This window comes from Variovorax sp. JS1663 (assembly GCF_002157355.1).
Lineage (GTDB): Bacteria > Pseudomonadota > Gammaproteobacteria > Burkholderiales > Burkholderiaceae_C > Variovorax.
Window position 1 is genome coordinate 102,836 of the sequence record NZ_LYMK01000017.1, and the last position, 21,414, is coordinate 124,249.

Below are 21,414 nucleotides of genomic sequence, written 5' to 3' on the forward strand. Positions count from 1 at the left end.
CGGGCGTCGAGCCCAGGAGAGGGTCCCTGAAAGCGGCACGCGGCACAACACATCTTGCACCAGGTTTCACTTTCATCGTCGTGTGAACGCGCGCTATTCCTACATCGAAGGCGACTCGCCGTGCGCAGACTCGCCGCTTTTCAAAATGCCAGGTGTGCCTATTTCACAGATGCAGCCCATCCTCGACATCCGTGCGGTGAATTCGCACCTCTACACCTACAGCCTCTGCGCGGCGGCGCAGGCCGAGGCCCATCGCGGCGACCTCTTCGACAGCGCCGAGCGCTGCCTGCTGGATGCGGGCCAGGGCCTGACCCACTATTTCGACCAGGTCCAGATCCGCTTCGCCGGCTTCGCCCTCGGCAGCTACCCGGTCACCCGCATGGTGGAAGATCCTCTCGGCCTGTTCCAGGAGCTGATGGCGCGCGTGCTGCGCATCTACCGACTGCGCGCCGCGCCGCGATGGCGTCCTCAAGCAGTGGCGCGCGAGCGGCTCAGCAGTGCGTAGAGCAGGATCGCACCGAAAGTCGCGGTGCCGATGCCGCCGAGCGCGAACTGGCCGAACTTCAGCGTGAAGTCGCCGGTGCCCAGGATCAGCGTGATGGCGGCCACGATGAGGTTCTTGTTCTGCGAGAAGTCGACCCGGTTGTCGACCCAGATCTTGGCCCCGGCCACCGCGATCAGGCCGAAGACCACGATGCTCACCCCGCCCATCACCGGCAACGGGATGGCCTGGATCAGCGCGCCGAACTTGGGGCTGAAGCCCAGCAGCAGCGCGATCAGCGCCGCCACCACGAAGATCGCAGTGGAGTAGATCTTGGTCGCGGCCATCACGCCGATGTTCTCCGCATAGGTGGTCACACCGGTGCCGCCGGCCGCGCCGCTCACCATGGTCGCGATGCCGTCGCCGATGAAGGCGCGGCCCAGGTAGGGGTTGAGGTCGCGCCCCGTCATCGCGCTCACCGCCTTGATGTGGCCCAGGTTCTCCGCCACCAGGATCACCGCCACCGGCGCGATCAGCAGCATCGCGTTCACCTCGAACACCGGCCTGGAGAACTGCGGCAGGCCGAACCAGGCCGCGGCGGCGAGCGGGCCCAGGTCGATCGGCTTGCCCAGCCCCAGGCCGTTGGTGAGCACCGCGTAGATGATGCTGGCCGCGATCAGCCCCATCAGGATCAGCAGCCGCTGCACCATGCCGCGGCTGTAGACAGCGATCACGCCCACGCACAGGAAGGTCAGCGCCTGCATCCAGGTGTCGAAGCCGGTGGGCGCCATGTTCTTGATCGGCACGCTGGCCAGGTTGAGCCCGATCACCGCGACCACCGCACCGGTCACCACTGGCGGCATCAGCCGCTCGATCCAGTGCACGGCCACGTCGTGTTCGATCTCCTCTACCTCCACGCCGCGCAGCGGTGCCGACTTGTGGCGCCGCTCGTTGGTCAGCGCCACCAGCACGCCGATCAGCACGTAGACAAGGCCGCAGGCGATGATGCCGCCCAGCGCCACGCCGAGGTTGGCGTTCGGCCCCTGGCCCGCATAGCCGGTGGCTGCGATCACCACGCCGATGAAGGCGAAGCTCGACCCCAGGTAGCTCGGCACGCGTCCGCCGGTGATCAGGAAGAAGATCAGCGTGCCGATGCCGCTCATCAGGATCGCGATGTTCGGGTTGAAGCCCATGAGGATCGGTGCCAGCACCGTGGCGCCGAACATCGCGATCACGTGCTGCACGCCCATTGCGGTGGTCTGCAGCCAGGGCAGGCGCTCGTCGGGCGCCACCACCGCGGCCTGGCCCGGGGTGACCTCGCGCCAGCGGGGAAGATAGGAATCGCTCATGGTCTGGGTTCTCCTCGGTTGTTGTTCTTGGCGGGGTCGACGCTTCAGCCTTGGGGTGCCAACACCGCCATCGTGATGCGCGAGACGCAGGTGAGCTCCCCGGCATCGTTGGTCAGGTCGATCTGCCAGACCTGCGTGCTGCGCCCGCGGTGCACCGGGCGCGCGGTGCCGGTGACCCAGCCGGATGTGGTGGCCCGGATGTGGTTGGCATTGATGTCCAGCCCCACCGCGCGGTGGCCTTCGGGCGCCGAGTAGTGCGCACCGCAGGAGCCCAGCGTTTCAGCCAGCACGACCGAGACGCCGCCGTGCAGGATGCCGTAAGGTTGGCGCGTGCGCGTGTCGACCGGCACTCGGCCGCGGATGAAGTCATCGCCGATCTCCAGGAACTCCACCCCCAAGGTCGCGACGGCCGTGTTTTCGTGGCTGCGCGTCAGCTCCTCGATCGAGATTTCTTTCTTCCAGATGGACATTCGGTTCTCCAGTTCGGTGTGGCGCAAAACTATAGCGACTGCCCCTGACATGGCCATCGGGACTCGGCCGATGGCGGCACCGGGCGCGCGAACTAAGCTCATCCCATGAAGCACGCTCGACGATGGCTGGTTGGCTCGGTGGTGGCGGTGCTCCTGCTGCTCGGCGGCGGGGCGTGGTTTGCCTGGCGGATGCTGCCCAGCGACGAGGCGCTGGCGGCGCAGATCGAGGAGAGCTTCCAGAAGGCCACCGGCATCGCACTGCGCGTCGGAAGCGCAAGCTGGTCCTTGCGACCGGCGCCGGTCGTGGTGCTGGAAGATCTCGCGACGACGCAGGACAAGCCGATCACCGTGCGCCGCGTGGTCCTGCGGCCCCGGCTCGCTGCGCTGTGGCGCCGCTCCATTGCCATCGAGGCGATCGAGGTCGAGGGCGCCGTGCTGCCGCGCGCCTCGGTGCGGGCCTTTCGCGGGCACTTGGAGGGCGGCGAGGTCTCCGGCATGCTGGCCGGCGCGTGGACCACCGCCCAGATCCCCGTCGAGCGTGTGCGGCTGAGGGACATCGTCTGGATCAACCGCCGCGGCCTGGCCCTGGCCTACGACGCCGACGTGCGCTTCGACCCCGGCTGGCGCCCGCGCGAGGCCGAAGTGCGGCGGCCCGGCGTGTCGCCCACCACCCGGCTGCGCGCGACGCGCGAGGGGGACGAAGACCGCTGGCGCGTGGAGATCGATGCCGGCGGCGGCACGTGGAACGGCCAGGGCGCCCTGGAGACGCTCGACCAGGGCCGGATGCGGCTCACGGCCCAGCTCGAGCCCCGCGACGTGAACCTGGGCGAACTGCTGCGCGCCTTCGAGCGGCACCAGGTGGTGGAGGGCCGCTTCGGCGGCCGCACCGAGGTGCGCAGCGAGGGCAGGAACGTGGGTGAACTGGTCCGCCAAGCGCACACGCGCACACGCTTCACCATGCGTCCGGCCACCGTCCAGGGCTTCGACCTGTCGAAAGTGGTTGGCGCGCCTGGCGCGGCGCGCGGTGGCCAGACCGTGCTCGACGAACTCAGCGGCACGCTCGAGACGCAGAACACCGACGACGGCATCCAGCTGCGCTATTCCGGCCTGCAGGCGCGATCCGGCGTGCTCAGCGCCAGCGGCAGCGCCACCGTGCTCAACCGCCGGTTGAACGGCGAACTCGCGATCGACCTGGTCGACGGCGTCGTGGGCCTGCCGCTCAAGCTGGCGGGCACGCTCGACGACCCGCAGCTGTCGATGACCGGCGGCGCGCTGGCCGGCGCCGCGGTCGGCACCGCCGTGTTGCCGGGCGTGGGCACCGCGATCGGCGCGCGGGTCGGCCAGCAGGTCGAAAAGCTGTTCGGCGGCGAAGACGAGAAGAAGAAGCCGCAGCGACCTGCGCCGCGCAAATCGCCCTGATCGGCGCGCTTCAGTGCGCTGGCCGAGGTCGCCCGCAGGTGGCGTGCCCCGGCCCGTCGCCGCTGCGCCTGGGCGCCAGCGGGATGGACGGCGCGGCCGATGTGTTCCTCGATGCCGACCTCGTCATGCCGGCCGTGTACGACCGCGCGCTGGCGCCCGAGGCGATCGCACGGCGCTTCGCGGCGCGCGGCCTGTGTGCGCCCACCGGCCGTTCGGTGCTGGCCTGCTGGCCGCTGCGCGAGGAGCGCGGCTCGCAGGTCGCCGATGCCAGCGGCCACCAGCGCACCGGCCGCATCGTCAACCACGGCACCTGGATGATCGTCGGGCCGCGGCCTTCGATGCCGCCAAGGTTGCGCCCAACGAAGACGTCGAGTCCGACTACGACCCCTTCGCCGACCCGACCCGCGGCCACGGCCTGCGCCTGGCGAGCGACGCCCTTCGCGAAGAACGTCGTCGACGACCCGGTCTGGCCGCGCCGCTCGGAGGGCCTGGAGAACTGCCACCCCGATGCGCCCGCGTACTGCAGCTACACGTATCACCGCGCCGGCCAGCCCTGCTACCAGGTCGGCCTGCGCATGCCCTGGCCCAACGCCAGCCCCAACGCGCTCTACGACCCCGCGGGCAGCGGCTTCAGCCAGTGGGCGCGCCTGGAGCGCCACCTGCACGTGTGGCTGGCGCGCGAGGGCTACGACTTCGACATCGCCGCCGACATCGACCTGCACCGCGACCCGGCGATGCTGTCGCGCTACCGGACCGTCTTCGTCAACGGCCACAGCGAGTACTGGTCCACGCCCAGCGTCGACGGGCTGGACGACTACCTGCGCCGCGGCGGCAGCGCGGTCGTGCTGTCGGGCAACACCATGTACCTGCGCGTGAGCTACGACGAGGACATGACGGTGATGGAGCAGCGCAAGGTCAACGGCCCCGGCCACGACGAGAGCGCGCCGCCGGTGGGCCCGCCCGCCGGCCCCTTCGGCGAGCAGTACCACAGCCAGGACTGGGCGCGCGGCGGGCGGCTCAAGGCCTCGGGCCGCGCGGCCGGCCACATCATCGGCCTGGAAACCGCCGGCTGGGCCTTCGCCGACGGCGAGGACTTCGGCGTCTACCACGTGGTGCAGCCGGACCATGCGCTCTTCAACGAACCGCAGCCGCTGGGCCTCGAAGCCGGGCAGACCTTCGGACATGCACCGGGCGGTGGCCTGCCGCGGGCCATCGGGCATGAATGGGATCTCACCCTCGCGACGCTCGCGCGCATGACGCACACCGTGCCGCCGGGCGCGGCGCTGCCCGAGCCGCCGCAGGGCATCGAGCTGATCGCCCACGGCATCCGGCGCGTGCCGGGCCGGCTCGATGCCTACCTCGACTACTTCTCGAATCTGAGCGAGTCGATCGATGGCCTCTCGGCCGAAATGATCTACTGGGAGCGTCCTCAGGGCGGTCGTGTGTTCCACGCCGGCGCGGTGGGCGCGGCCTGGGTGGTGGGCTGCGATCGGGTCTTCGGCGGGCTGCTGCGCAACGTGCTGCACCGCTTCGGCGTGCAGCCGCGGCCGCACTGACGTCCTCAGCCGGCGAGCAGCGTGCCCAGGCGCTCCACGTCCACGTTGCCGCCGCTGATCAGCACGCCCACGCGCAGCCCCGCCAGCTGTGACTTCATGGCGCGCGCCGCCGCGAAGCCCAGGCAGCCGGTGGGCTCCACCACCAGCTTCATGCGCGAGGCGAAGAAGCGCATGGCCTCGACCAGTTGCGCGTCGGTGGCGGTCAGCACGTCGTTCACGTCGCGGCGGATCACCGGGAAGGTGTGCTGCCCCAGGTGCTGCGTCTGCGCGCCGTCCGCGATCGTCTTGGGCGTGTCGATGTGCACGATCCGGCCGCTGCGGAAGGACTGCTGCCCGTCGTTGCCGGCCTCCGGCTCCACGCCATACAGCCGGCACTGCGGCGACAGCGCGCGCGTCGCCAGCGCCGTGCCCGACAGCAGCCCGCCGCCGCCCAACGGCACGAACAGCGCGTCCAGCGGCCCGACTTCCTCGAACAGCTCCTTGGCCGCCGTGCCCTGGCCCGCCATCACGTCCGGGTGGTCGTAGGGCGGGATCAGCGTCATCCCGTGCTTCTGCGCCAGCTCGCGGCCGATCTGCTCGCGGTCGTCCTTGTAGCGATCGTAGATCACCACCTGGCCGCCATAGCCCTTGGTGGCCGCGACCTTCGCGGCCGGCGCATCGTGCGGCATCACGATGGTGGCCGGCATGCCCAGGATCCGCGCCGCCAGCGCGATCGCCTGCGCATGGTTGCCCGAGGAGAAGGCCACCACGCCGCCCTGGCGCTGGCGCGCGTCGAACTTCGACAGCGCGTTGAAGGCACCGCGGAACTTGAAGGCGCCCATGCGCTGCAGGTTCTCGCACTTGAAGAAGAGCTGGGCGCCGAGCTCCTCGTCCGCCGTGCGCGAGCGCAGCACCGGCGTGCGGTGGGCATGGCCTTCGAGGCGCTGCGCGGCGGCGGCCACGTCGTCATAGGTGGGGAGGGTGAGGGTCTCTGCCATGGCGTCTTCCTTTCGACTGGACGAATTATCCACAGTTGGACAGTCCGTCAAAGCCCCTCGAACCAGCGGTCGGCCCACTGGTTGAGCGGCTTGAGGCGCTTGACCAGTTCGCCGCCCGATTCGGTGAGCGCATAACCCTCTTCGGCCAGCGCGACGATCTGCAGCGCGCGCAGTTCCTTGAGCCGGTCGTTGAGCACCGAGGGCGACATCTCGCCCGCATTGGCCTGCAGCAGCCGGAAGCTCTGCGGCGTGCCGTCGCGCAGCTCCCAGAGGATGCGCAGCGTGCCCTTGCGGCCCAGCTGCTCGAGCAGCGCCATGATGGGGCGGCGGGCCGTGAGTTGGGCAGCGTCGGGCGCGGAGGAGGGCATGGTCGCGGGGATGGCGTGGTCGTTCTTGCGCTACGGAATCCGTAGCGATAGACTGGATGAATCGCTACGAATTCCGTAGCGATTCGAATGCCATTCTAGTCAGAGGAGCCGTCTGTGGACAACACGCCCGCCCCCCGTCTCGCGCCGCTGGCGCCGCCCTACCCAGAGGAACTTGGCGCCCTGCTGAAGAAGATGACGCCACCCGATGCGCCCGACATCCTGGCGCTGTTCCGCGTGCTGGCCATCAACCCGGCGCTGGCCGAGCGGTCGACCGGCTGGGGCGGTTACCTGCTCGGGCGCAAGGCCAGCCTGCCGCTGCGCGACCGCGAGATCGTGATCCTGCGCGTGTGCGCGCGCTGCGGCGCGGAGTACGAATGGGGCGTGCACTGGGCGGCCTTCGCGCAGGCAGCGGGGCTGGGGGAGCGGGAGCGCCGGGCGATCGTCTCCAGCGACGCCGATCTCGACGGACTGGCGCCGCGTGATCGCCTGCTGATCCGATTGGCGGACGCGCTGCACGACAAGGCCGACGTCGACGATGCGTTGTGGGCCGCGCTCGCCGCGCAATGGACGCCGCCGCAAGTGATCGAGCTGCTGATGCTGGCGGGGTGGTACCACGCGATCAGCTATGTCTGCAATGTGGCGCGGGTGCCGTTGGAGGGGTGGGCGGCCAGCTTCAGCAGCGACGCGACGTCGGCCGGCGGCTCGCGCAAGGAGAAGGTGCGGCTGGCGAAGATCGTGGCGGATTCGGGGATGAAGCTGGAGTAGCGGGCCACTGCACGCCGCCGGCGCGCAGGGCGCCCTGCATTCACCCGACGCGGCGGCGCGTCTCAGGCGGCGCCGCCCGTCCCTTCCAGCAGCCGGCGCAGCGCGCCGTGGCGTGCCGTCCGCGGCAGCGCCTGCTCGCCCGTCAGGGCCTGCGTCATCAGCTCGCGGCTGGTGGCCTGCTGCAGGTCCACTTCCCGCACCACCTGTCCGTGGTCGTAGACGAAGGCCACGTCGGCCAGCGCGATCACGTCCTCGACGTCGTGCGTGATCATCAGCACCGGGATGTTCCAGCGCTGCCGCACCTGGGCCAGTTCGGTGCGCAGGGCGCTGCGCAGCATCGGGTGCAGCGCGGCGAAGGGTTCGTCCAGCAGCAGCACCTGCGGCCGGCAGGCCAGCGCCCGCGCCAGCGCCACGCGCTGCTGCTGGCCGCCGGAGAGGTTGCGCGGGCGGCTCGCGGCCATGGTCTCCAGGCCGAAGCTCTCGAGCAGCGCCTGCACCTCGTCGTCCTCCTCCTGCGTCAGCCGGCGGCGGTGCCATGACTTCAGGCCGAAGGCCACGTTGTCCCGCACCGACAGGTGGGGGAACAGCGCGTAGTTCTGGAACAGGTAGCCGATGCGGCGATCCGGCGCCGGCACGTCGATGCGGCGCGCGGCGTCGAACAGCGTGCGCCCGTCCAGCCGCACATGGCCCGCATCGGGCCGCAGCAGCCCGGCGATGGCCTGCAGCGTGAGCGACTTGCCGGCACCCGAGGGACCGTACAGCGCCGCGAAGGGCGCGTCGGTGGCGAAGCGCGCCGCCAGCTCGAAGCGGCGGCTTCGGTCCGCGACGGTCAATCGGATGTCGACGTCGATCACGGCTTGCCGAAACCGTAGCGCGCCAGCGTCTGCTGTGCCGCGTCGCTGGTGAGGTAGTCGACGAAGGCGCGCGCCAGCGCCTTTTCCCTGCTTTCGGCGATCACCGACACCGGGTAGGTCACCGGCGTGTGGCCGGTGGGCGTGAGCGCGATCTTCACCTTGTCGCCGGCGATCGCGGCGTCGGTGCGGTAGACGAAGCCGGCTTCGGCCTCGCCGCGGCTGACGTAGTCCAGCACCTGGCGCACGCTGTCGGCCTGCACGAACTTCGGCTCCAGCGTGGTCCAGAGCTTCGCGCTGTCCAGCACCTCCTTGGTGTAGCGGCCGACCGGCACGGTGGCGGTCTTGCCCACCGCGATCTTCCTGACCGCGGCGCCGGCCAGGTCCTGCAGCGACTTCAGGCCCGTGCCGCCCTGCGCCGGCTCGATCATGACCAGGCTGTTGCTCACGAAGTTCCTGCGCGTGTCGGCCTCGATCAGCTTCTGCCCGGCGGCGCGGTCCATGGTCTCCTGGTCGGCGCTGGCGAACACGTCCACCGGCGCGCCCTGGCTGATCTGCTGCAGCAGCACGCCCGAGGCGCCGAAGTTGAAGCGCACGGTGGCGTCGGGCCGGGCCGCCTCGAACTGGGTGCCGATCGCCTTGAATGCATCGGTCAGGCTGGCCGCGGCCGACACCGTCAGCTGCTGCGCGGCGGCGGCCCAGGGCAGGGCGGCGGCGAAGGCGAGAGCGAAAAGACGGCGGGACAGGCGCATGGCGAAGGCTCCTTCGGGAAGTCAGCGAAGTGAAAAGAATCGGTTCGACAGCACCAGCACGGCGATCGACAGCACCGAGGTCACGATCACCAGCACCAGCGCGAGCTCGTCCTGGCCGGCCTGGGCGGCGTCGTAGATGGCCATCGAGAGCGTCTGGGTCTGCTTGGGGATCGAGCCCGCCACCATCAGCGAGGCCCCGAACTCGCCCATGGCGCGCGCGAAGGCCAGCAGCGTGCCGGCCAGGATGCCGGGCCAGGCCAGCGGCAGCGTCACGCGCACGAAGACGGAGAAGGGCGACTGGCGCAGCGTGCTGGCCGCGGCCTCCAGCGCGTGGTCCACGCCCTCGAAGGCGGCGCTGGCCGACTTCAGCACCAGCGGCAGCGCCACCACGGCGGAGGCCACCACCGCGCCGTGCCAGTTGAAGATGATGGTGTAGTCCAGGTGCTCGCGCAGCCAGGCGCCCAGCGGGCTGCGCCGGCCGGCCGCCACCAGGATCGCGTACCCGATCACCGTGGGCGGCAGCACCAGCGGAAGCATGAACATCGACTCCAGCACCGAGCGGCCGAAGAAGCGCTTGCGGGCGAACACCCATCCCAGCGCCACGCCGGCCACCAGCGCCAGCACCGTGGCCACGCTGGCCACCTTCAGCGACAGGACCAGGGGTGACCAGTCCATCGTGCCGAGCAGGGATGTCGTTGTGTCCATGAGAATACGGCGCATTCTTGCACAAGGAACCGGCGCGCGGATCTCCGACGCTCCTTGTCAGTCACAACAGGGGCGGGCTCGAGATGAACCTGAGCGAGGAAAGCTCGCTGATATCCTGTGCAATACAGCGAGCGGGCTTGGCGAAGGCCGGGGCAGTCAGGGCGCCAGCAGCCGCGTCAGCGCTGCGATGTCCGCCGCCGCGCTCATCCGGGCCGTGCTCTCGATGGCGCGGTAGTGCCGGACGATCTGCTCGCCCACCGGCGTGAGCGCGCTGCCGCCGCCGTGCGAGCCGCCGGCCGCGGTGTTGACGGCCGGGCTGCTCAGCGCCTTGTTCATCTCGTCGATCAAGAGCCAGGCGCGGCGGTAGGACATGCCCAGCTGCCGCCCCGCGGCCGAGATCGAGCCCGTCTCGGCGATGGCCTCGAGCAGCGCGATCTTGCCCGGGCCGATGGCGATGCTCTCGTCGCGGTAGATGCGCAGGCGGAACTGCACTTTGGATTTCATGCCGGGCGTCTGGAAGTCAGGGCGCAAGCGTAATCGATGCGGCGCCGCGGCCGCACCCCGTCTTTTCGTCCCTGCCCCCTGTTCGGCAAGCCCCGCCCTGCCGATAGACACGGATGAGCACGCGGAAGCCAGCGCCGGAGGGTGCGCCGAACCACAGGATCGCGCAGCGCGAAGGCTGCACGATCGTGTACGGCCACATGCCGCTGGGGGCCTGGCTTCGCCTGCTGCGCGGCGCGAGCGACCTGCACGTGCTGCATGCCGACGTGGCCCGCATGCTGGGCGCCACCGCCGTCATCGGCCCGCTCGATGGCCTGGCGCGCCTGCGCGCGCAGGAGACGGCGGCTGCCATGGGCCGGGTTCGCGCGCAGCTCGGCCGCGCCGCGCGCCGGCTCGATCCCGAGGCCGTGCGCTGGCTGGCCGCGGGCGAGCAGGGCCTGTCCAGCCTGGCGCTGTTCACGCTGCTGACCGGCGTGCGGCCGCGCCACTACGGCGGCACGGCGCTCGACCTGCCGCGCGATGCCTCGGAGTTGCGGCGCTGCCGCCTGCTGATGGAGCAGGTGCCCTCGCTGCAGCGCGCCCTGCTGCGGCTGGCGCGGCGCGTGGCCGACCCGGAGCTGGTCTCCTGGGCCGCGCTGGCCGAGGCGTGGCCGGACCTGTGCAGGCAGATGGACCACGAGTGGCCCCTGTGGCGCGAGCAGCCGGGGCGCGCACCGGGCGTGAACGCGATGCTGGAATGCTTCCAGCAGGTCGAGACCGACCGCGCGGTACTCCAGTCGACCCGCATGAGCGCCTTGTCCTGGCCGATGCCTTATCCGGAGCCCCTCGTTCCGCCCCGCGAAGGCGGCGCGCGCTGGCGGATGTAGCGTCCTCAGGCCGGGTGGCCGACCACGGAGCGGATGGCATCCAGGTAGGCCGTGCCGAGCTCCTCGTCCGGCTCCAGGTAGGTGCCTTCGGCCCACTCGTTCCAGGCGTTGATGAAGATGAAGGGCGTGCCGGCGCGGTTGGCCTTCTCGTAGAGCCGTGAAAAACCGTCGCGGAAGGTCTCGACGTCCACGTTGCGCATGACCAGGCTGGCGTCCAGCCGCCGGCGCGGCGTGTTGTCCCAGTCGACGAAGGCGCCGGGGTAGTGGCCGGGCGGCAGCGGGCGCTCGGCCATGGCACGCCACATCGACCGGTAGTCGCTGCTGCGGGGCGCGTAGGGGCCCCGGCCCAGGTATCGCCAGCACAGCCGGCTCACGCCGTTGGCGAGCTTCTCCGAAATCTTCAGGCGCGCGGGCAGGTGCGCACGCGTGTAGAAGGGCTCGAACTCGACATAGGCGTCGAAGAGGTGGCTGCGCTCGTCGCGGCCGAACACGGTCAGCATGCTCACCACGTGCAGCCCGGCGAAGCCGCTGCGAACCGCCAGGTTGCGCCAGCAGTCCAGCATCTCCTCGCATTCCGCGATGCTCGCGCTGCGGTAGATGAGGATCACCGGGCAGCCGTCCACCCGGATGTAGCGCGGGTCCTGGAAAGCCTTCTCCAGATAGCGGTAGTGCGCCACCCAGTCGGCCCGGTCGCCGTAGTGCTGCGGCATCAGCACGTGGCGGTCGCCACCGTCCCAGGTGCGCGTCCAGGGTTCGTTGGCCCACGCCACGCAGAAGGGAAAGTCGGGCGCCCGGCGTTTCAGCAGCGCATCGAGCGGCCTCTGCAGCAGCTGGCGGCCCTGGAACCAGTAGTGGTAGTAGCAGAAGCCGCCCAGCCCGTGCGACCGGGCCAGCTCGGCCTGCCAGTCCTGCGTGCGCGGATCGGAGAGGTCGTAGTAGTGCTCGTGCAGCGGCACGCGCGGCTGGCGATGGCCGCGGAACCTCGCCCGCGCTTTCCTGACGTTGGTCCACTCGGTGAAGCCTTCGCCCCACCACTGGTCGTTCTCCGGGATGCGGTGGAACTGCGGGAGGAGAAATGCCAGCAGCCGGGTGTCGCTGGTGCTGTCGGGACGGGGGGTGATGGTGGCGGGGGCGGGGGTTGCGCTTCGGTCTGGGTCGATTCTCATGCTCTCGTCGGGTGCCTGGGTCTGGGATGCTCCAACCCATCCTCGGGCACACGACGGCAGGCCTCCGTAGGTCCGTGCCTACGGCGTGTAGGCCGTCGCCTAGGCCAGGCGCACCACCGCGGGGTCCTGTCCGGCCCCGTGCAGCCGCTCCACCTCCGCCGCGCGGCGGTTCAGCACCGCGCGCTGGTTGATGTAGCCCTTGTCCGTGATCTCGCCGGCGTCGATGTCCGGCGGCGTGGCCAGCACCAGCGCCCGCACCGGGCATTGCGACGAGCCCGCGCCCGCGTCGCGCATCGCGGCCATGGTGCGGTAGAGCGCGGCCGCCAGCTCTGCCGGCGGCATGGTCGCGGCCTGCGCACTCGGGAACACCAGCATGCCCACGCAGTCGCGGTCGTGACCGGTGAGCACCACGTCCTGCACCAGCGGCGCGAGGCGCGAGACCAGCTCCACGCGCAGCGTGCCCACCGAGACCCAGGTGCCGCTGCCGAGCTTGAAGTCCTCGGCCACGCGGCCGTTGAACATCACGCCGCGCTCGGGCCGCGCCGCATCCGCCAGGTAGCCCGCGTCGCCGATGCGGTAGTAGCCCTCCTCGTCGAAGGCCTGCGCGCTCTCGCGCGGCGCGTTGCGGTAGCCGGGAAAGACCGAGACGCCCTTCACGCGCATCTCCAGCTTGTCGCCGTTCGGCACGAACTTCAGCTCCAGCCCCGGCAGCGGCGCGCCGATGCAGCCGGCGCCGTCGAGCTTCCAGTGCGCCGAGGTGATGGCCGGCGAGGTCTCGGTCGCGCCCCAGGAGGTGGTGAGCCACAGCGGCATCGCAGGCCGCGCGCGTTGCGCCACCGCTTCGAGCCGCTGCCAGGTCGAGGGCGCGAGCGCCGCCGCCGCGTAGAAGCACAGGCGCAGCCGCGACAGCGCTTCGGCCGCGAGCGCGGCGTCGGCCTCGAGGAAGGGCAGCAGCATGTCGTAGCCGCGCGGCACGTTGAACAGCAGCGTGGGCCGCACCTCGCGCAGGTTGCGCACCGTCTTCTCGATCAGGCCCGGCGCCGGCCGGCCCTCGTCGATGTAGAGCGCGCCGCCGTGGCACAGCACCATGTTGAAGTTGTGGTTCGCGCCGAAGGTGTGGCTCCAGGGCAGCCAGTCCACCAGCACCGGCGGCTCCTGGTCGAGGAAGCGCCAGGTCTGCGCGATCATCTGCTGGTTGGCGCACAGCATGCGGTGCGTGTTGATCACCACCTTGGGCTTGCCGGTGGAGCCGGAGGTCAGCAGGTACTTGGCATGGGTGTCGGGCCCGATCGCCTCGAAGGCCTGCATCACGGCCGGCGTCTCGGCCGTGGCGAGCAGCCGTTCGAAGGGCAGCGCGCCGGGGTGCGCCTCGGCGTGGCGGCTGAACACGGTGATCGCCTCGACGCCGCATCCGGCGAGCGCGCCGCCGTAGACCTTGGCATCGGAGGCGTAGATCAAGGCGGGTTGCAGCGCCTGCAGCATCGCGTGCAGCCGCGAGGGGTCCTTGGCCATGCGCGAATAGGCACTGGACAGCGAGCACGCGGTGCGGCCGACGTGCATCGTGGCGAGCATCAGCACGGCGTGGTCGATCGCGTTGTCGGAGAGGATCACCACCGGCCTGTCCACCGGCACGTTCAGGTCCAGCAGGCCCTGCGCCACCGCGCCCACGGCCTGGCGCAGTGCGCGGTAGTCCAGTCGGCGCCAGCCTTCGCCGCGCTCGTCGCGCTCGGCCAGCGCCACCGCATCGGGCGTCTGGCGCGCCCAACGCTCCAGCCATTCGCCGATGCAGCGCGCGTAGGGCTTCAGCGCCATCGGCGAACGCAGTGCGAAAGACCCGTCGTCGAAATCGATGCGGATGGCGCGGGGCGGGGCGAGCTGGGTTTCGTCGTCGAAGAAGCCCTTCGTGGCTTTCATCGCTTGTCTCCTGGGGATTCGCTTCGTTATTCGAGTGTGCCGCTGGCCGCTTTGGCGCGAATCAGGTTCAACAGCAGGGTGTCGCGCGCGGATTCCAGTTCCTGCGTGCGGCGCTCGCCGAGTTCTGCCTCGACGCCCTCGGCCACCTGCTGCTTGAGTGCGTCGGTCATCGCGGGCGCGCCGAGGTCCTTCCACCAGTCCTCGATCGGCCCGCCCAGGTGCGCGAGCACGTGGGCGATGCCGCCCGCGCCGCCCGACAGATGCAGGTTCATGAAGGGACCCATCACGGCCCAGCGCAACCCGGGTCCCTGCGCGATGGCCGTGTCGATGTCGGCCACCGAGGCCACGCCCTGCTCGACCAGGTGAAAGGCCTCGCGCCACAGCGCGGCCTGCAGCCGGTTGGCGATATGGCCCTTGACCTCGCGCTTCACGTGGATCGGCCGCTTGCCGATCGCGGCATAGAAGGCCATCGTGCGCTCGACCGTCTCCGCCGAGGTGCCTTCGCCGCCGATCACCTCCACCAGCGGGATCAGGTGCGGCGGGTTGAAGGGATGCCCCAGCACCACCCGCGCCGGGTTCGCGCAGCCCGACTGCATGCCGCTGACCGTGAGCCCCGAGGAGCTGGAAGCGAGGATCGCGTGCGCCGGCGCCGCCGCATCCATGTGGCGGAACAGCTCGATCTTGAAGTCCAGGCGCTCCGGGCCGTTCTCCTGCACGAAGTCGGCCTCGCGCAGCGCCGCCTCCAGCGTGGCGTGGAAGCGCAGGCGCTCCATCGACGCGCCCTCGGCCAGCCCGAAGCGCGTGAGCGTGGGCCAGTGCTGCGCCACCGCCTCGCGCAGGCGCGCCTCGGCGCCCGGCGAGGGATCGGTGGCATCGACGTCCAGCCCCTGCGCGAGGAAGTACGCGGCCCAGCTCGCGCCGATCACGCCGGTGCCGACCACCGCGACGCGTGCGATCGCCTTGTGCATGTGTATCCCCTCAGGAGTCGGCCGTGAAGCCGACCTTCTTCACCAGCGGACCCCAGCGCTCGAACTCGGCGCGCTGCGAGCGGGCCATCTCCTCGGCGGTGGAGCCCTGCGCGATCAGGCCCACCACTGCCAGGCTGTCGATGACGGACTTGTCCTTGATCGCGGCGTTGATGGCCGCGTTGGCGGCCGCGAGCTGCGCGGCCGGCGTCCTGGCCGGCGCGTAGAAGCCGAACCATTCCTCGGTCGTCAGCTCCGGGAAGCCCTGCTCCGCCAGCGTCGGCACCTCGGGCGAGAAGGGCGAGCGCGCCTTGCCCGAGGTGGCCAGCAGGCGCAGCTTGCCGGCCTTGTGGTTGGCGATGAAGTCGCCGCTGGGCGTGACCATCGCGGCAATCTGCCCGCCCACCACGTCGGTCACGCCGGGGATCGAGCCGCGGTAGGGCACGTGCTTGAGATCCACGCCGTTGTGGATGCCCAGCAGCGCGCCGATGAAGTGCGGCGTCGAGCCCGCCGCCGGCGAGCCGTAGCTCGCCTGGTCCGGGTTGGCCTTGGCCCAGGCCAGGAAGTCCTTCAGGTTCTTCACGCTGGCCGGCACCAGCGGGCCGACCGCGATGCCGTGGTGCATCACCGCGCCGATCGACACCGGCACGAAATCCTTCACCGGGTCGTAGCTCAGCCGGCTGTAGATGTGCGGGTAGATCGAGGTGCAGGAGAAGGGCGACAGCGCCAGCACGCTGCCGTCGGCCGGCGCGGCCTTCAGCACTTCCAGCGCGATGCGTCCGCCCGCGCCGGGCTTGTTCTCCACCACGCCCGCGTTGCGCGTGTAGGCCGAGCCGGCCAGCTTCTCGCCCACGCGGCGGGCCACGCTGTCGCCGGCGCTGCCGGCCGGGAAGCCGTAGTAGATCTTGACCTGCTCGATGCCCTGGGCGCGCGCGGCCAGCGGCGCGAGTGCGCCGAGCGCGGCAGCCGCGCCCAGGGTGTGAAGGAAGTGGCGGCGATCGGCCATGCTGTGTCTCCTCGATGATGTGGTGGATCGTTCGTCGCGGGAGCGCTCACATCGCGAACTCGGGCCGCGGCAGCCCGATGCGCGGCAGGCCCATCATGTCTCGCGCCTCGGCGGGCGTGGCGGGCTCCATGTCCATCTCGCGGAGGACGCGCACGATGCGCTCGGTCAGCTGCAGGTTGGTGGCGAGCTCGCCGTGGCGGTAGTAGAGGTTGTCCTCCAGCCCCACGCGCGCATGGCCGCCCAGCAGCAGGGCGCTGATGTTGGCCTCCAGCTGCGAAGGCCCGATGCCGCTCACGCAGAAGATCGCCCCCTTGGGCAGCGTGTCCACCATCATCTGCAGGTGGCGCGGCGAGAAGGGCATCGCGTTCTGGAAGTTGCGGTGCACGTTCATCACCAGGTTGATGAAGTAGGGCGCCTCGTCCAGGCCCTCGTTGATCAGCGTGGTCGTGTCCTGCAGGATGTGCGTGGGGCTGAACACCTCCCACTCCGGCTTGATGCCGCGCGCCTTCATGCCGGCGGCGAGTTCGCGGCCCTTGGTCAGCGGCGTGTCCATCAGGATCTCGCGGCCCTCGAAGCTGAGATTGAGCGTGGTCGCGTCCAGCGTGCACATCTCGGCGCCTGCGTCCATGCCCTTCACGCGCTCGTCGAAGGCGATCTCCCAGCGCCCGCCGGGCAGCGGCTTGACCATGTCGCCGTGCACGCCGCCGCCGGTCGAGTTGTTGATCACGATGTCGCAGCCGGCATCGCGGATGCGCTGGTTGATCTCGCGGTAGACCGCCGCGTCGCAGGTGGCGCCGTCGTCCGGCCGGCGCGCATGGATCGCCGCCACGCTGGCGCCGGCCTTCCAGCAGGCCACCACGTCGGCGGCGATCTCGGCGGGCTGGGTGGGGAGGTGGGGGTTCTGCGATTTGTGCGCCATGCCGCCCGTGGGGGCGATGGTCACGATCACTTTGCGCTTGGACATCGGGCGGTCTCCTGAATGAGCGCGCTATTATTTTTGGCCGCCGCCGGCCTCACAGTCATTGCGATGACATTTGGGGGCAGGGTTTACGCGGCGCAGGAACGCTGATGCAGAACAAGCCGAGCCGGCGACCGCCGCCCTCCCTTTCCATCCCCGAGCTGCTGCGGCGCTCGGTCTGGTTCCCCACGCTGGACGCCGGGGCACAGGCGCGCGTGGTCGAGGACATGCGCGAGCAGCCCGTAGCCGCCGGCGCCGCGCTGTGCCGGCGCGGCGACACGCCGCTGCACTGGTACGGCACGCTGGAGGGGCTGCTCAAGTGGTCCATCACCTCCGACGATGGCCGCTCCGTCACCTTCGGCGGCCTCTCGGTCGGCAGCTGGTTCGGCGAGGGCACGCTGCTGCGCGCGGTGCCCCGCTCGGCCGACATCATCGCGCTGCGCGACAGCCGGGTCGCGCTGCTGCCGCTGGAGACCTTCGAGTGGCTGCACCAGACGCAGATGAGCTTCAACCACTTCCTGCTGCGCCAGATCAACGAGCGCCTGCACTGGTTCATGGGCAACTACGCGGCGCACCGGCTGCTCGATGCCGACAGCCAGGTCGCGCGGGCGCTGGCGGGGCTGTTCCATCCCTGGCTGCACCCGGACGTCGACGTGCACCTGCAGACCTCGCAGGAGGAAATCGCCAACCTCTCGGGCCTCTCGCGCCAGCGCTGCAATGCCGCGCTCAACCGCCTGCGCGAAGCCGGGCTTCTGCGCATCGAGTACGGCGGGATCACCGTGATCGACCTGCAGGGGCTGCGGCGCTTCGTCGAGTAGCGGCGCGGCGCGCGCTCAGTGCTGCTGTTGCTGCTTCTTCTCCAGCGGCTTGGCGCCGGGGCTTTGGGGCTGCTCGCCGTCCTCGGCGGGCCGGGTCGGGACAGGGCTGTCGGACTCGCGCGCGAGGCGCTCGTGCTCCGCGCCCGAGCGGTGCTTTCCGGCCTGGCGGCGATCTTCGTGTCTGGGGGTCATGACCGGGGCTCCTGGATGCAAGGGATGGCCTTCACGCTAGCGGCTGCCGGGCGCGGGGATGTCAGGGCGGCGCGTCAACAGCCGTCGGAGAACGCGCACGCGGGGACGGCCAGCCGCGCGTCCGCTCAGGCCACGCCGTGCGCCCGCAGCAGCGCGTCCCGGAACGCCAGCGCCGCCCGGCTCGGCGCCGGAGAGCGCCGCATCACGCACACGAAACCGCAGTCGTAGCGGAACAGCGACTTGCGCACCGGCCGCATGCGCCCGTCCTGCTCGAAGATGCGGCCGTAGTGGTCGGGCAGAAAGCCCAGGAAGCGTCCCGAGAGGATCAGCGTCGCGATCGCCTCCTGGTCCAGCCCCGTGGCCGCGCGCTTGAGCCCGGCGCGGTGGCTGGCCTCCATGTTGGGCGAGTGATACCCCAGCCCCGCGAAGCGGTGCGCGCGCAGCGCCTTCCAGTCCAGCCCCGCGTTGCGGCCCTCGAACAACGGGTGGCCGGCGCCGCAGTACAGCAGCATGGTCTCGTCGAACAGCAGGTCGTAGGCCAGGCTCTCCGATTGGCGATGCGAGGGAATGATGCCCACGTGCAGGCTGCCGTCGATCAGCTGGCGCTCGATGGCGTTGATGGTGCCGATCTGGATCTGCAGCGCCACCTCCGGCGCGCGCTCGGTGAAATCGGCGATCGCCTCGCCGATGCGCGCCTTCGGATTGGTTGCGGTCTTGTCGAACAGCCCGATCTCCAGCTGCCCGCCCATGCGCTCGTGGATGTCGTCCACCCCGCTGCGGAAGGCGTCCACCGCGCCCAGCAGGCGCAGCGTCTCCTCGTAGATGCGCTGGCCCTCCACCGTCAGCGCGAAGCCGGCGCGCCCGCGGCGGCACAGCGTCAGGCCCAGGCGCGTCTCCAGGTCCTTGATCTGGCGGCTGATGGTGGAGGTGCCCACGTTGAGCTCCAGCTCGGCCGCGGTCATGCCGCCGCAGTCGGCCACGGCCTTGAAGACCTTCAGCATGCGCAGGTCCGATTCGCCCAGCTGGCCCAGGCGGGGGGCGGTGGAAGAGGTCGTCTTTACTTTCATGACATGGCAAGTGAACCGGGATATTCTGGCATTGGTCGAAGTATCGGGCCTGCCCAGAATCCGGCCATCTCCACCCCTGCGGCGCTGCCGCGCCCTTTGCCATGAGCACTCTCGCCACCGACGCCCCCGGCAACGCCGCCGTCCGCACCGACGCCGCCTGGCTCGACGCCCACTGGATGCCCTTCACCGCCAACCGCCAGTTCAAGGCCGACCCGCGCCTGATCGTGGAGGCCAAGGGCCTGTACTTCACCGACAGCGACGGCCGCAAGATCTTCGACGGGCTCTCGGGCCTGTGGTGCTCGGGCCTGGGCCATGGCCGGCCCGAGATCACCGAGGCGGTCAGCCGCCAGGTCGCGAAGCTGGACTATTCGCCGGCCTTCCAGTTCGGCCATCCGCTGTCCTTCGAGCTGGCCAATCGCCTGCGCGAGCTCACCCCCGCGGGCCTGGACTACGTGTTCTTCACCGGCTCCGGCTCCGAGGCTGCCGACACCTCGCTCAAGATGGCCCGCGCCTACTGGCGCGCCAAGGGCCAGGGCGGCAAGACCCGCCTGATCGGCCGCGAGAAGGGCTACCACGGCGTCAACTTCGGCGGCATCTCGGTCGGCGGCATGGTCGCCAACCGCAAGACCTTCGGCCAGGCCGTGGAGGCCGACCACCTGCCGCACACCCAGCTCGCGGCCAACGCCTTCTCGCGCGGCGAGCCCGAGCAGGGCGCCGAGCTGGCCGATCGCCTGCTCGACCTGATCGCGCTGCACGACGCCAGCAACATCGCCGCCGTGATCGTCGAGCCCTTCTCCGGCTCGGCCGGCGTGGTCATCCCGCCCAAGGGCTACCTGAAGCGCCTGCGCGAGATCTGCACCGCGAACAACATCCTGCTGATCTTCGACGAGGTCATCACCGGCTTCGGCCGCGCCGGCGCGATGACCGGCTCGGACGCCTTCGGCGTGGTGCCGGACATCATGAACGTGGCCAAGCAGGTCACCAACGGCGTGCAGCCGCTGGGCGCGGTGATCGCGAAGAAGGAGATCTACGACACCTTCATGGCCGCCGGCGGGCCGGAGTACATGCTGGAGTTCCCGCACGGCTACACCTACTCGGCCCACCCGGTGGCCTGTGCCGCCGGCGTGGCCGCGCTGGACGTGCTGGTCAAGGAAGACATGGTGGGCCGCGTCAAGGCGCTGGCGCCGCACTTCGAGGCCGCGGTGCACGGCCTCAAGGGCAGCAGGCACGTGACCGACATCCGCAACTACGGCCTGGCTGCCGGCCTCACGCTGGAGGCGCTGCCGGGCGAGCCCGCGCGCCGCCCATACGAGGTGGCCATGGCCTGCTGGAAGAAGGGCTTCTACGTGCGCTACGGCGGGGACACCATCCAGCTGGCGCCGCCCTTCATCGCGGAGAAGGCAGATGTCGAGCGGCTGGTCAGCGCGCTGGGCGACGCGCTGGTGGAAACCGCCTAGCTGCCCCAACTGGCAGCAAGGAGGGGAGACAGGCTGTCGCGGACGTTCGGCGCCAAGGTGGTCTGCCCGGCCGCCGGAGGCGAGAAGCCGGCCATGGCCTGAACCAGGTTGTGCACCTGGCTGTCGAGCAAAGTCCTGCCGTCGCTGGTCCGAAACTCTTCGACGCGGTAAGCGTTGCTTGAGTACCAGTTGCCGATCGTGAGCTGGTCGTTCGTGCCGATGATGCTGACCTGCAGGTCATAGCCGCTCTGGCGGAACCAGAGCTGGTCGGCGCTGACGTCGGAGCCGAACTTGACCACGTCGCTGTTGCCGGCTGTGGGGTCGTAGTCGAACAGGATGTCCTGGCCCGAACCTCGGCCGAACAGGTAGGTGTCGTTGCCTCTGTCTCCGACGAGCGTATCGTTGCCCGCGCCGCCATCGAGTGTGTCCTCACCGTCCTCGGCGCTCAGGTAGTCGTTGCCCTCACCGCCTTGCAGCATATCCGCGCCGTAGCCGCCGTACAGCCGATCGTCTTGTGCACCCCCGACAAGGGTGTCGTTGCCTTCCTCGCCCTGCAGGGTGTCCGCGCCTGCTCCGCCGTCCAGCGTGTCGTCGCCCTGGCGGCCGTACAGCCAGTCGTCCCCGCCCAGCCCCGCGATGGCGTCGTTGCCAGCGTAGCCGATCAGGGTCTCACTGCTGTCGGTGGGGGCCAGCACCTTGGCCTTGAGGTCGGCCAGGGTCCAGACCGTGCCATCGGCAAAGCGGATGTTTTCCATCGCATAGCCCGAAGTGCCGTCCTCGTAGAAGTAGTGGCCTAGCGGCTGAGCGCCGC

At 70.3% G+C, this 21,414-nt stretch carries 23 protein-coding genes; 7 read left to right on the forward strand and 16 right to left on the reverse strand.

Translation table 11 applies throughout. The annotated features are described in order from the left end of the window. Positions 1-169 precede the first annotated feature (169 nt). On the forward strand, positions 170-505 hold the full coding sequence (locus A8M77_RS16270) for a hypothetical protein (RefSeq protein ID WP_086922551.1): 336 nt from the start codon (positions 170-172) through the stop codon (positions 503-505). Here the strand turns inward: A8M77_RS16270 and A8M77_RS16275 are convergent. After that, positions 469-1,830 carry a solute carrier family 23 protein gene (locus A8M77_RS16275; RefSeq protein ID WP_086922552.1) on the reverse strand — a complete coding sequence of 454 codons (1,362 nt, stop codon included), beginning with the start codon at positions 1,828-1,830 and terminating at the stop codon, positions 469-471. The two genes, A8M77_RS16270 and A8M77_RS16275, sit on opposite strands and share 37 nt — an antisense overlap. 44 nt (positions 1,831-1,874) lie before the next feature. Continuing rightward, positions 1,875-2,300 carry a hotdog fold thioesterase gene (locus A8M77_RS16280; RefSeq protein WP_086922553.1) on the reverse strand — a complete coding sequence of 142 codons (426 nt, stop codon included), beginning with the start codon at positions 2,298-2,300 and terminating at the stop codon, positions 1,875-1,877. Positions 2,301-2,405: 105 nt separating this feature from the next. Between A8M77_RS16280 and A8M77_RS16285 the strand changes: the two genes are divergently transcribed. Both A8M77_RS16285 and A8M77_RS16290 read left to right on the forward strand, forming a co-directional pair. Next, entirely contained in the window at positions 2,406-3,719 is a 1,314-nt protein-coding gene (locus A8M77_RS16285) for an AsmA-like C-terminal region-containing protein (protein WP_086922554.1), read from the forward strand. Between the two features lie 38 nt (positions 3,720-3,757). Further along, positions 3,758-5,275 (forward strand): N,N-dimethylformamidase beta subunit family domain-containing protein, encoded by a 1,518-nt coding sequence (locus tag A8M77_RS16290; RefSeq protein WP_238136842.1) that lies wholly within the window; start codon positions 3,758-3,760, stop codon positions 5,273-5,275. A gap of 5 nt (positions 5,276-5,280) precedes the next feature. On the opposite strand, the gene A8M77_RS16295 is transcribed toward A8M77_RS16290, so the two are convergent. Then, positions 5,281-6,252 (reverse strand): threo-3-hydroxy-L-aspartate ammonia-lyase, encoded by a 972-nt coding sequence (locus tag A8M77_RS16295; RefSeq protein WP_086922555.1) that lies wholly within the window; start codon positions 6,250-6,252, stop codon positions 5,281-5,283. A 47-nt stretch (positions 6,253-6,299) separates the two neighbouring features. Continuing rightward, positions 6,300-6,620 carry a winged helix-turn-helix transcriptional regulator gene (locus A8M77_RS16300; protein WP_086922556.1) on the reverse strand — a complete coding sequence of 107 codons (321 nt, stop codon included), beginning with the start codon at positions 6,618-6,620 and terminating at the stop codon, positions 6,300-6,302. Between the two features lie 114 nt (positions 6,621-6,734). Here A8M77_RS16300 and A8M77_RS16305 point away from each other — a divergent pair, with 114 nt between their 5' ends. Continuing rightward, positions 6,735-7,385, forward strand: coding sequence for a carboxymuconolactone decarboxylase family protein (locus A8M77_RS16305; RefSeq protein ID WP_238136843.1), 651 nt, complete (start codon positions 6,735-6,737; stop codon positions 7,383-7,385). 62 nt (positions 7,386-7,447) lie between these two features. Here A8M77_RS16305 and A8M77_RS16310 read toward each other — a convergent pair whose 3' ends face one another. The 4 genes from A8M77_RS16310 to A8M77_RS16325 all read right to left on the reverse strand — a co-directional run bounded on the left by A8M77_RS16310 (position 7,448) and on the right by A8M77_RS16325 (position 10,197). Further along, positions 7,448-8,239: an ABC transporter ATP-binding protein gene (locus A8M77_RS16310; protein ID WP_086922557.1), complete on the reverse strand. Its 792-nt coding sequence runs from the start codon at positions 8,237-8,239 to the stop codon at positions 7,448-7,450. Continuing rightward, positions 8,236-8,988, reverse strand: coding sequence for a molybdate ABC transporter substrate-binding protein (gene modA / locus A8M77_RS16315; protein ID WP_086922558.1), 753 nt, complete (start codon positions 8,986-8,988; stop codon positions 8,236-8,238). The genes A8M77_RS16310 and modA overlap by 4 nt, the downstream gene beginning before the upstream one ends. A gap of 21 nt (positions 8,989-9,009) precedes the next feature. Next, on the reverse strand, positions 9,010-9,693 hold the full coding sequence (modB, locus tag A8M77_RS16320) for a molybdate ABC transporter permease subunit (RefSeq protein WP_086922559.1): 684 nt from the start codon (positions 9,691-9,693) through the stop codon (positions 9,010-9,012). Positions 9,694-9,849: 156 nt separating this feature from the next. Beyond that, on the reverse strand, positions 9,850-10,197 hold the full coding sequence (locus A8M77_RS16325) for a winged helix-turn-helix domain-containing protein (RefSeq protein ID WP_086922560.1): 348 nt from the start codon (positions 10,195-10,197) through the stop codon (positions 9,850-9,852). A 113-nt stretch (positions 10,198-10,310) separates the two neighbouring features. Here A8M77_RS16325 and A8M77_RS16330 point away from each other — a divergent pair, with 113 nt between their 5' ends. Next, positions 10,311-11,060: a hypothetical protein gene (locus A8M77_RS16330; protein ID WP_086922561.1), complete on the forward strand. Its 750-nt coding sequence runs from the start codon at positions 10,311-10,313 to the stop codon at positions 11,058-11,060. A 5-nt stretch (positions 11,061-11,065) separates the two neighbouring features. On the opposite strand, the gene A8M77_RS16335 is transcribed toward A8M77_RS16330, so the two are convergent. The 5 genes from A8M77_RS16335 to A8M77_RS16355 all read right to left on the reverse strand — a co-directional run bounded on the left by A8M77_RS16335 (position 11,066) and on the right by A8M77_RS16355 (position 17,075). Next, positions 11,066-12,226: a glycosyltransferase WbsX family protein gene (locus tag A8M77_RS16335; protein ID WP_086922562.1), complete on the reverse strand. Its 1,161-nt coding sequence runs from the start codon at positions 12,224-12,226 to the stop codon at positions 11,066-11,068. Between the two features lie 99 nt (positions 12,227-12,325). Continuing rightward, on the reverse strand, positions 12,326-14,140 hold the full coding sequence (locus A8M77_RS16340) for a feruloyl-CoA synthase (protein WP_086922563.1): 1,815 nt from the start codon (positions 14,138-14,140) through the stop codon (positions 12,326-12,328). Between the two features lie 26 nt (positions 14,141-14,166). Further along, positions 14,167-15,108 (reverse strand): 3-hydroxyacyl-CoA dehydrogenase NAD-binding domain-containing protein, encoded by a 942-nt coding sequence (locus A8M77_RS16345; protein ID WP_086922564.1) that lies wholly within the window; start codon positions 15,106-15,108, stop codon positions 14,167-14,169. 10 nt (positions 15,109-15,118) lie between these two features. Next, positions 15,119-16,111 (reverse strand): Bug family tripartite tricarboxylate transporter substrate binding protein, encoded by a 993-nt coding sequence (locus A8M77_RS16350; protein ID WP_086922565.1) that lies wholly within the window; start codon positions 16,109-16,111, stop codon positions 15,119-15,121. A 46-nt stretch (positions 16,112-16,157) separates the two neighbouring features. After that, complete coding sequence (locus A8M77_RS16355) at positions 16,158-17,075, reverse strand: 3-keto-5-aminohexanoate cleavage protein (protein ID WP_086922566.1); 918 nt, start codon at positions 17,073-17,075, stop codon at positions 16,158-16,160. Positions 17,076-17,179: 104 nt separating this feature from the next. On the opposite strand from A8M77_RS16355, the gene A8M77_RS16360 reads away from it, so the two are divergent. Then, positions 17,180-17,887: a Crp/Fnr family transcriptional regulator gene (locus A8M77_RS16360; RefSeq protein ID WP_086922567.1), complete on the forward strand. Its 708-nt coding sequence runs from the start codon at positions 17,180-17,182 to the stop codon at positions 17,885-17,887. Positions 17,888-17,902: 15 nt separating this feature from the next. Here the strand turns inward: A8M77_RS16360 and A8M77_RS36095 are convergent, their stop codons facing one another. Together A8M77_RS36095 and A8M77_RS16365 are read right to left on the reverse strand one after the other, a co-directional pair. Further along, positions 17,903-18,079: a hypothetical protein gene (locus A8M77_RS36095; RefSeq protein WP_158100941.1), complete on the reverse strand. Its 177-nt coding sequence runs from the start codon at positions 18,077-18,079 to the stop codon at positions 17,903-17,905. A 125-nt stretch (positions 18,080-18,204) separates the two neighbouring features. Continuing rightward, positions 18,205-19,146, reverse strand: coding sequence for a LysR family transcriptional regulator (locus tag A8M77_RS16365; RefSeq protein WP_086922568.1), 942 nt, complete (start codon positions 19,144-19,146; stop codon positions 18,205-18,207). Positions 19,147-19,247: 101 nt separating this feature from the next. Here A8M77_RS16365 and A8M77_RS16370 point away from each other — a divergent pair, with 101 nt between their 5' ends. Continuing rightward, positions 19,248-20,603, forward strand: a complete 1,356-nt coding sequence (locus A8M77_RS16370) for an aspartate aminotransferase family protein (RefSeq protein ID WP_086922569.1) — start codon at positions 19,248-19,250, stop codon at positions 20,601-20,603. Here A8M77_RS16370 and A8M77_RS16375 read toward each other — a convergent pair. Further along, a partial coding sequence (locus A8M77_RS16375; protein ID WP_272947438.1) for a calcium-binding protein occupies positions 20,600-21,414 on the reverse strand: 815 nt, incomplete at its 5' end. The two genes, A8M77_RS16370 and A8M77_RS16375, sit on opposite strands and share 4 nt — an antisense overlap.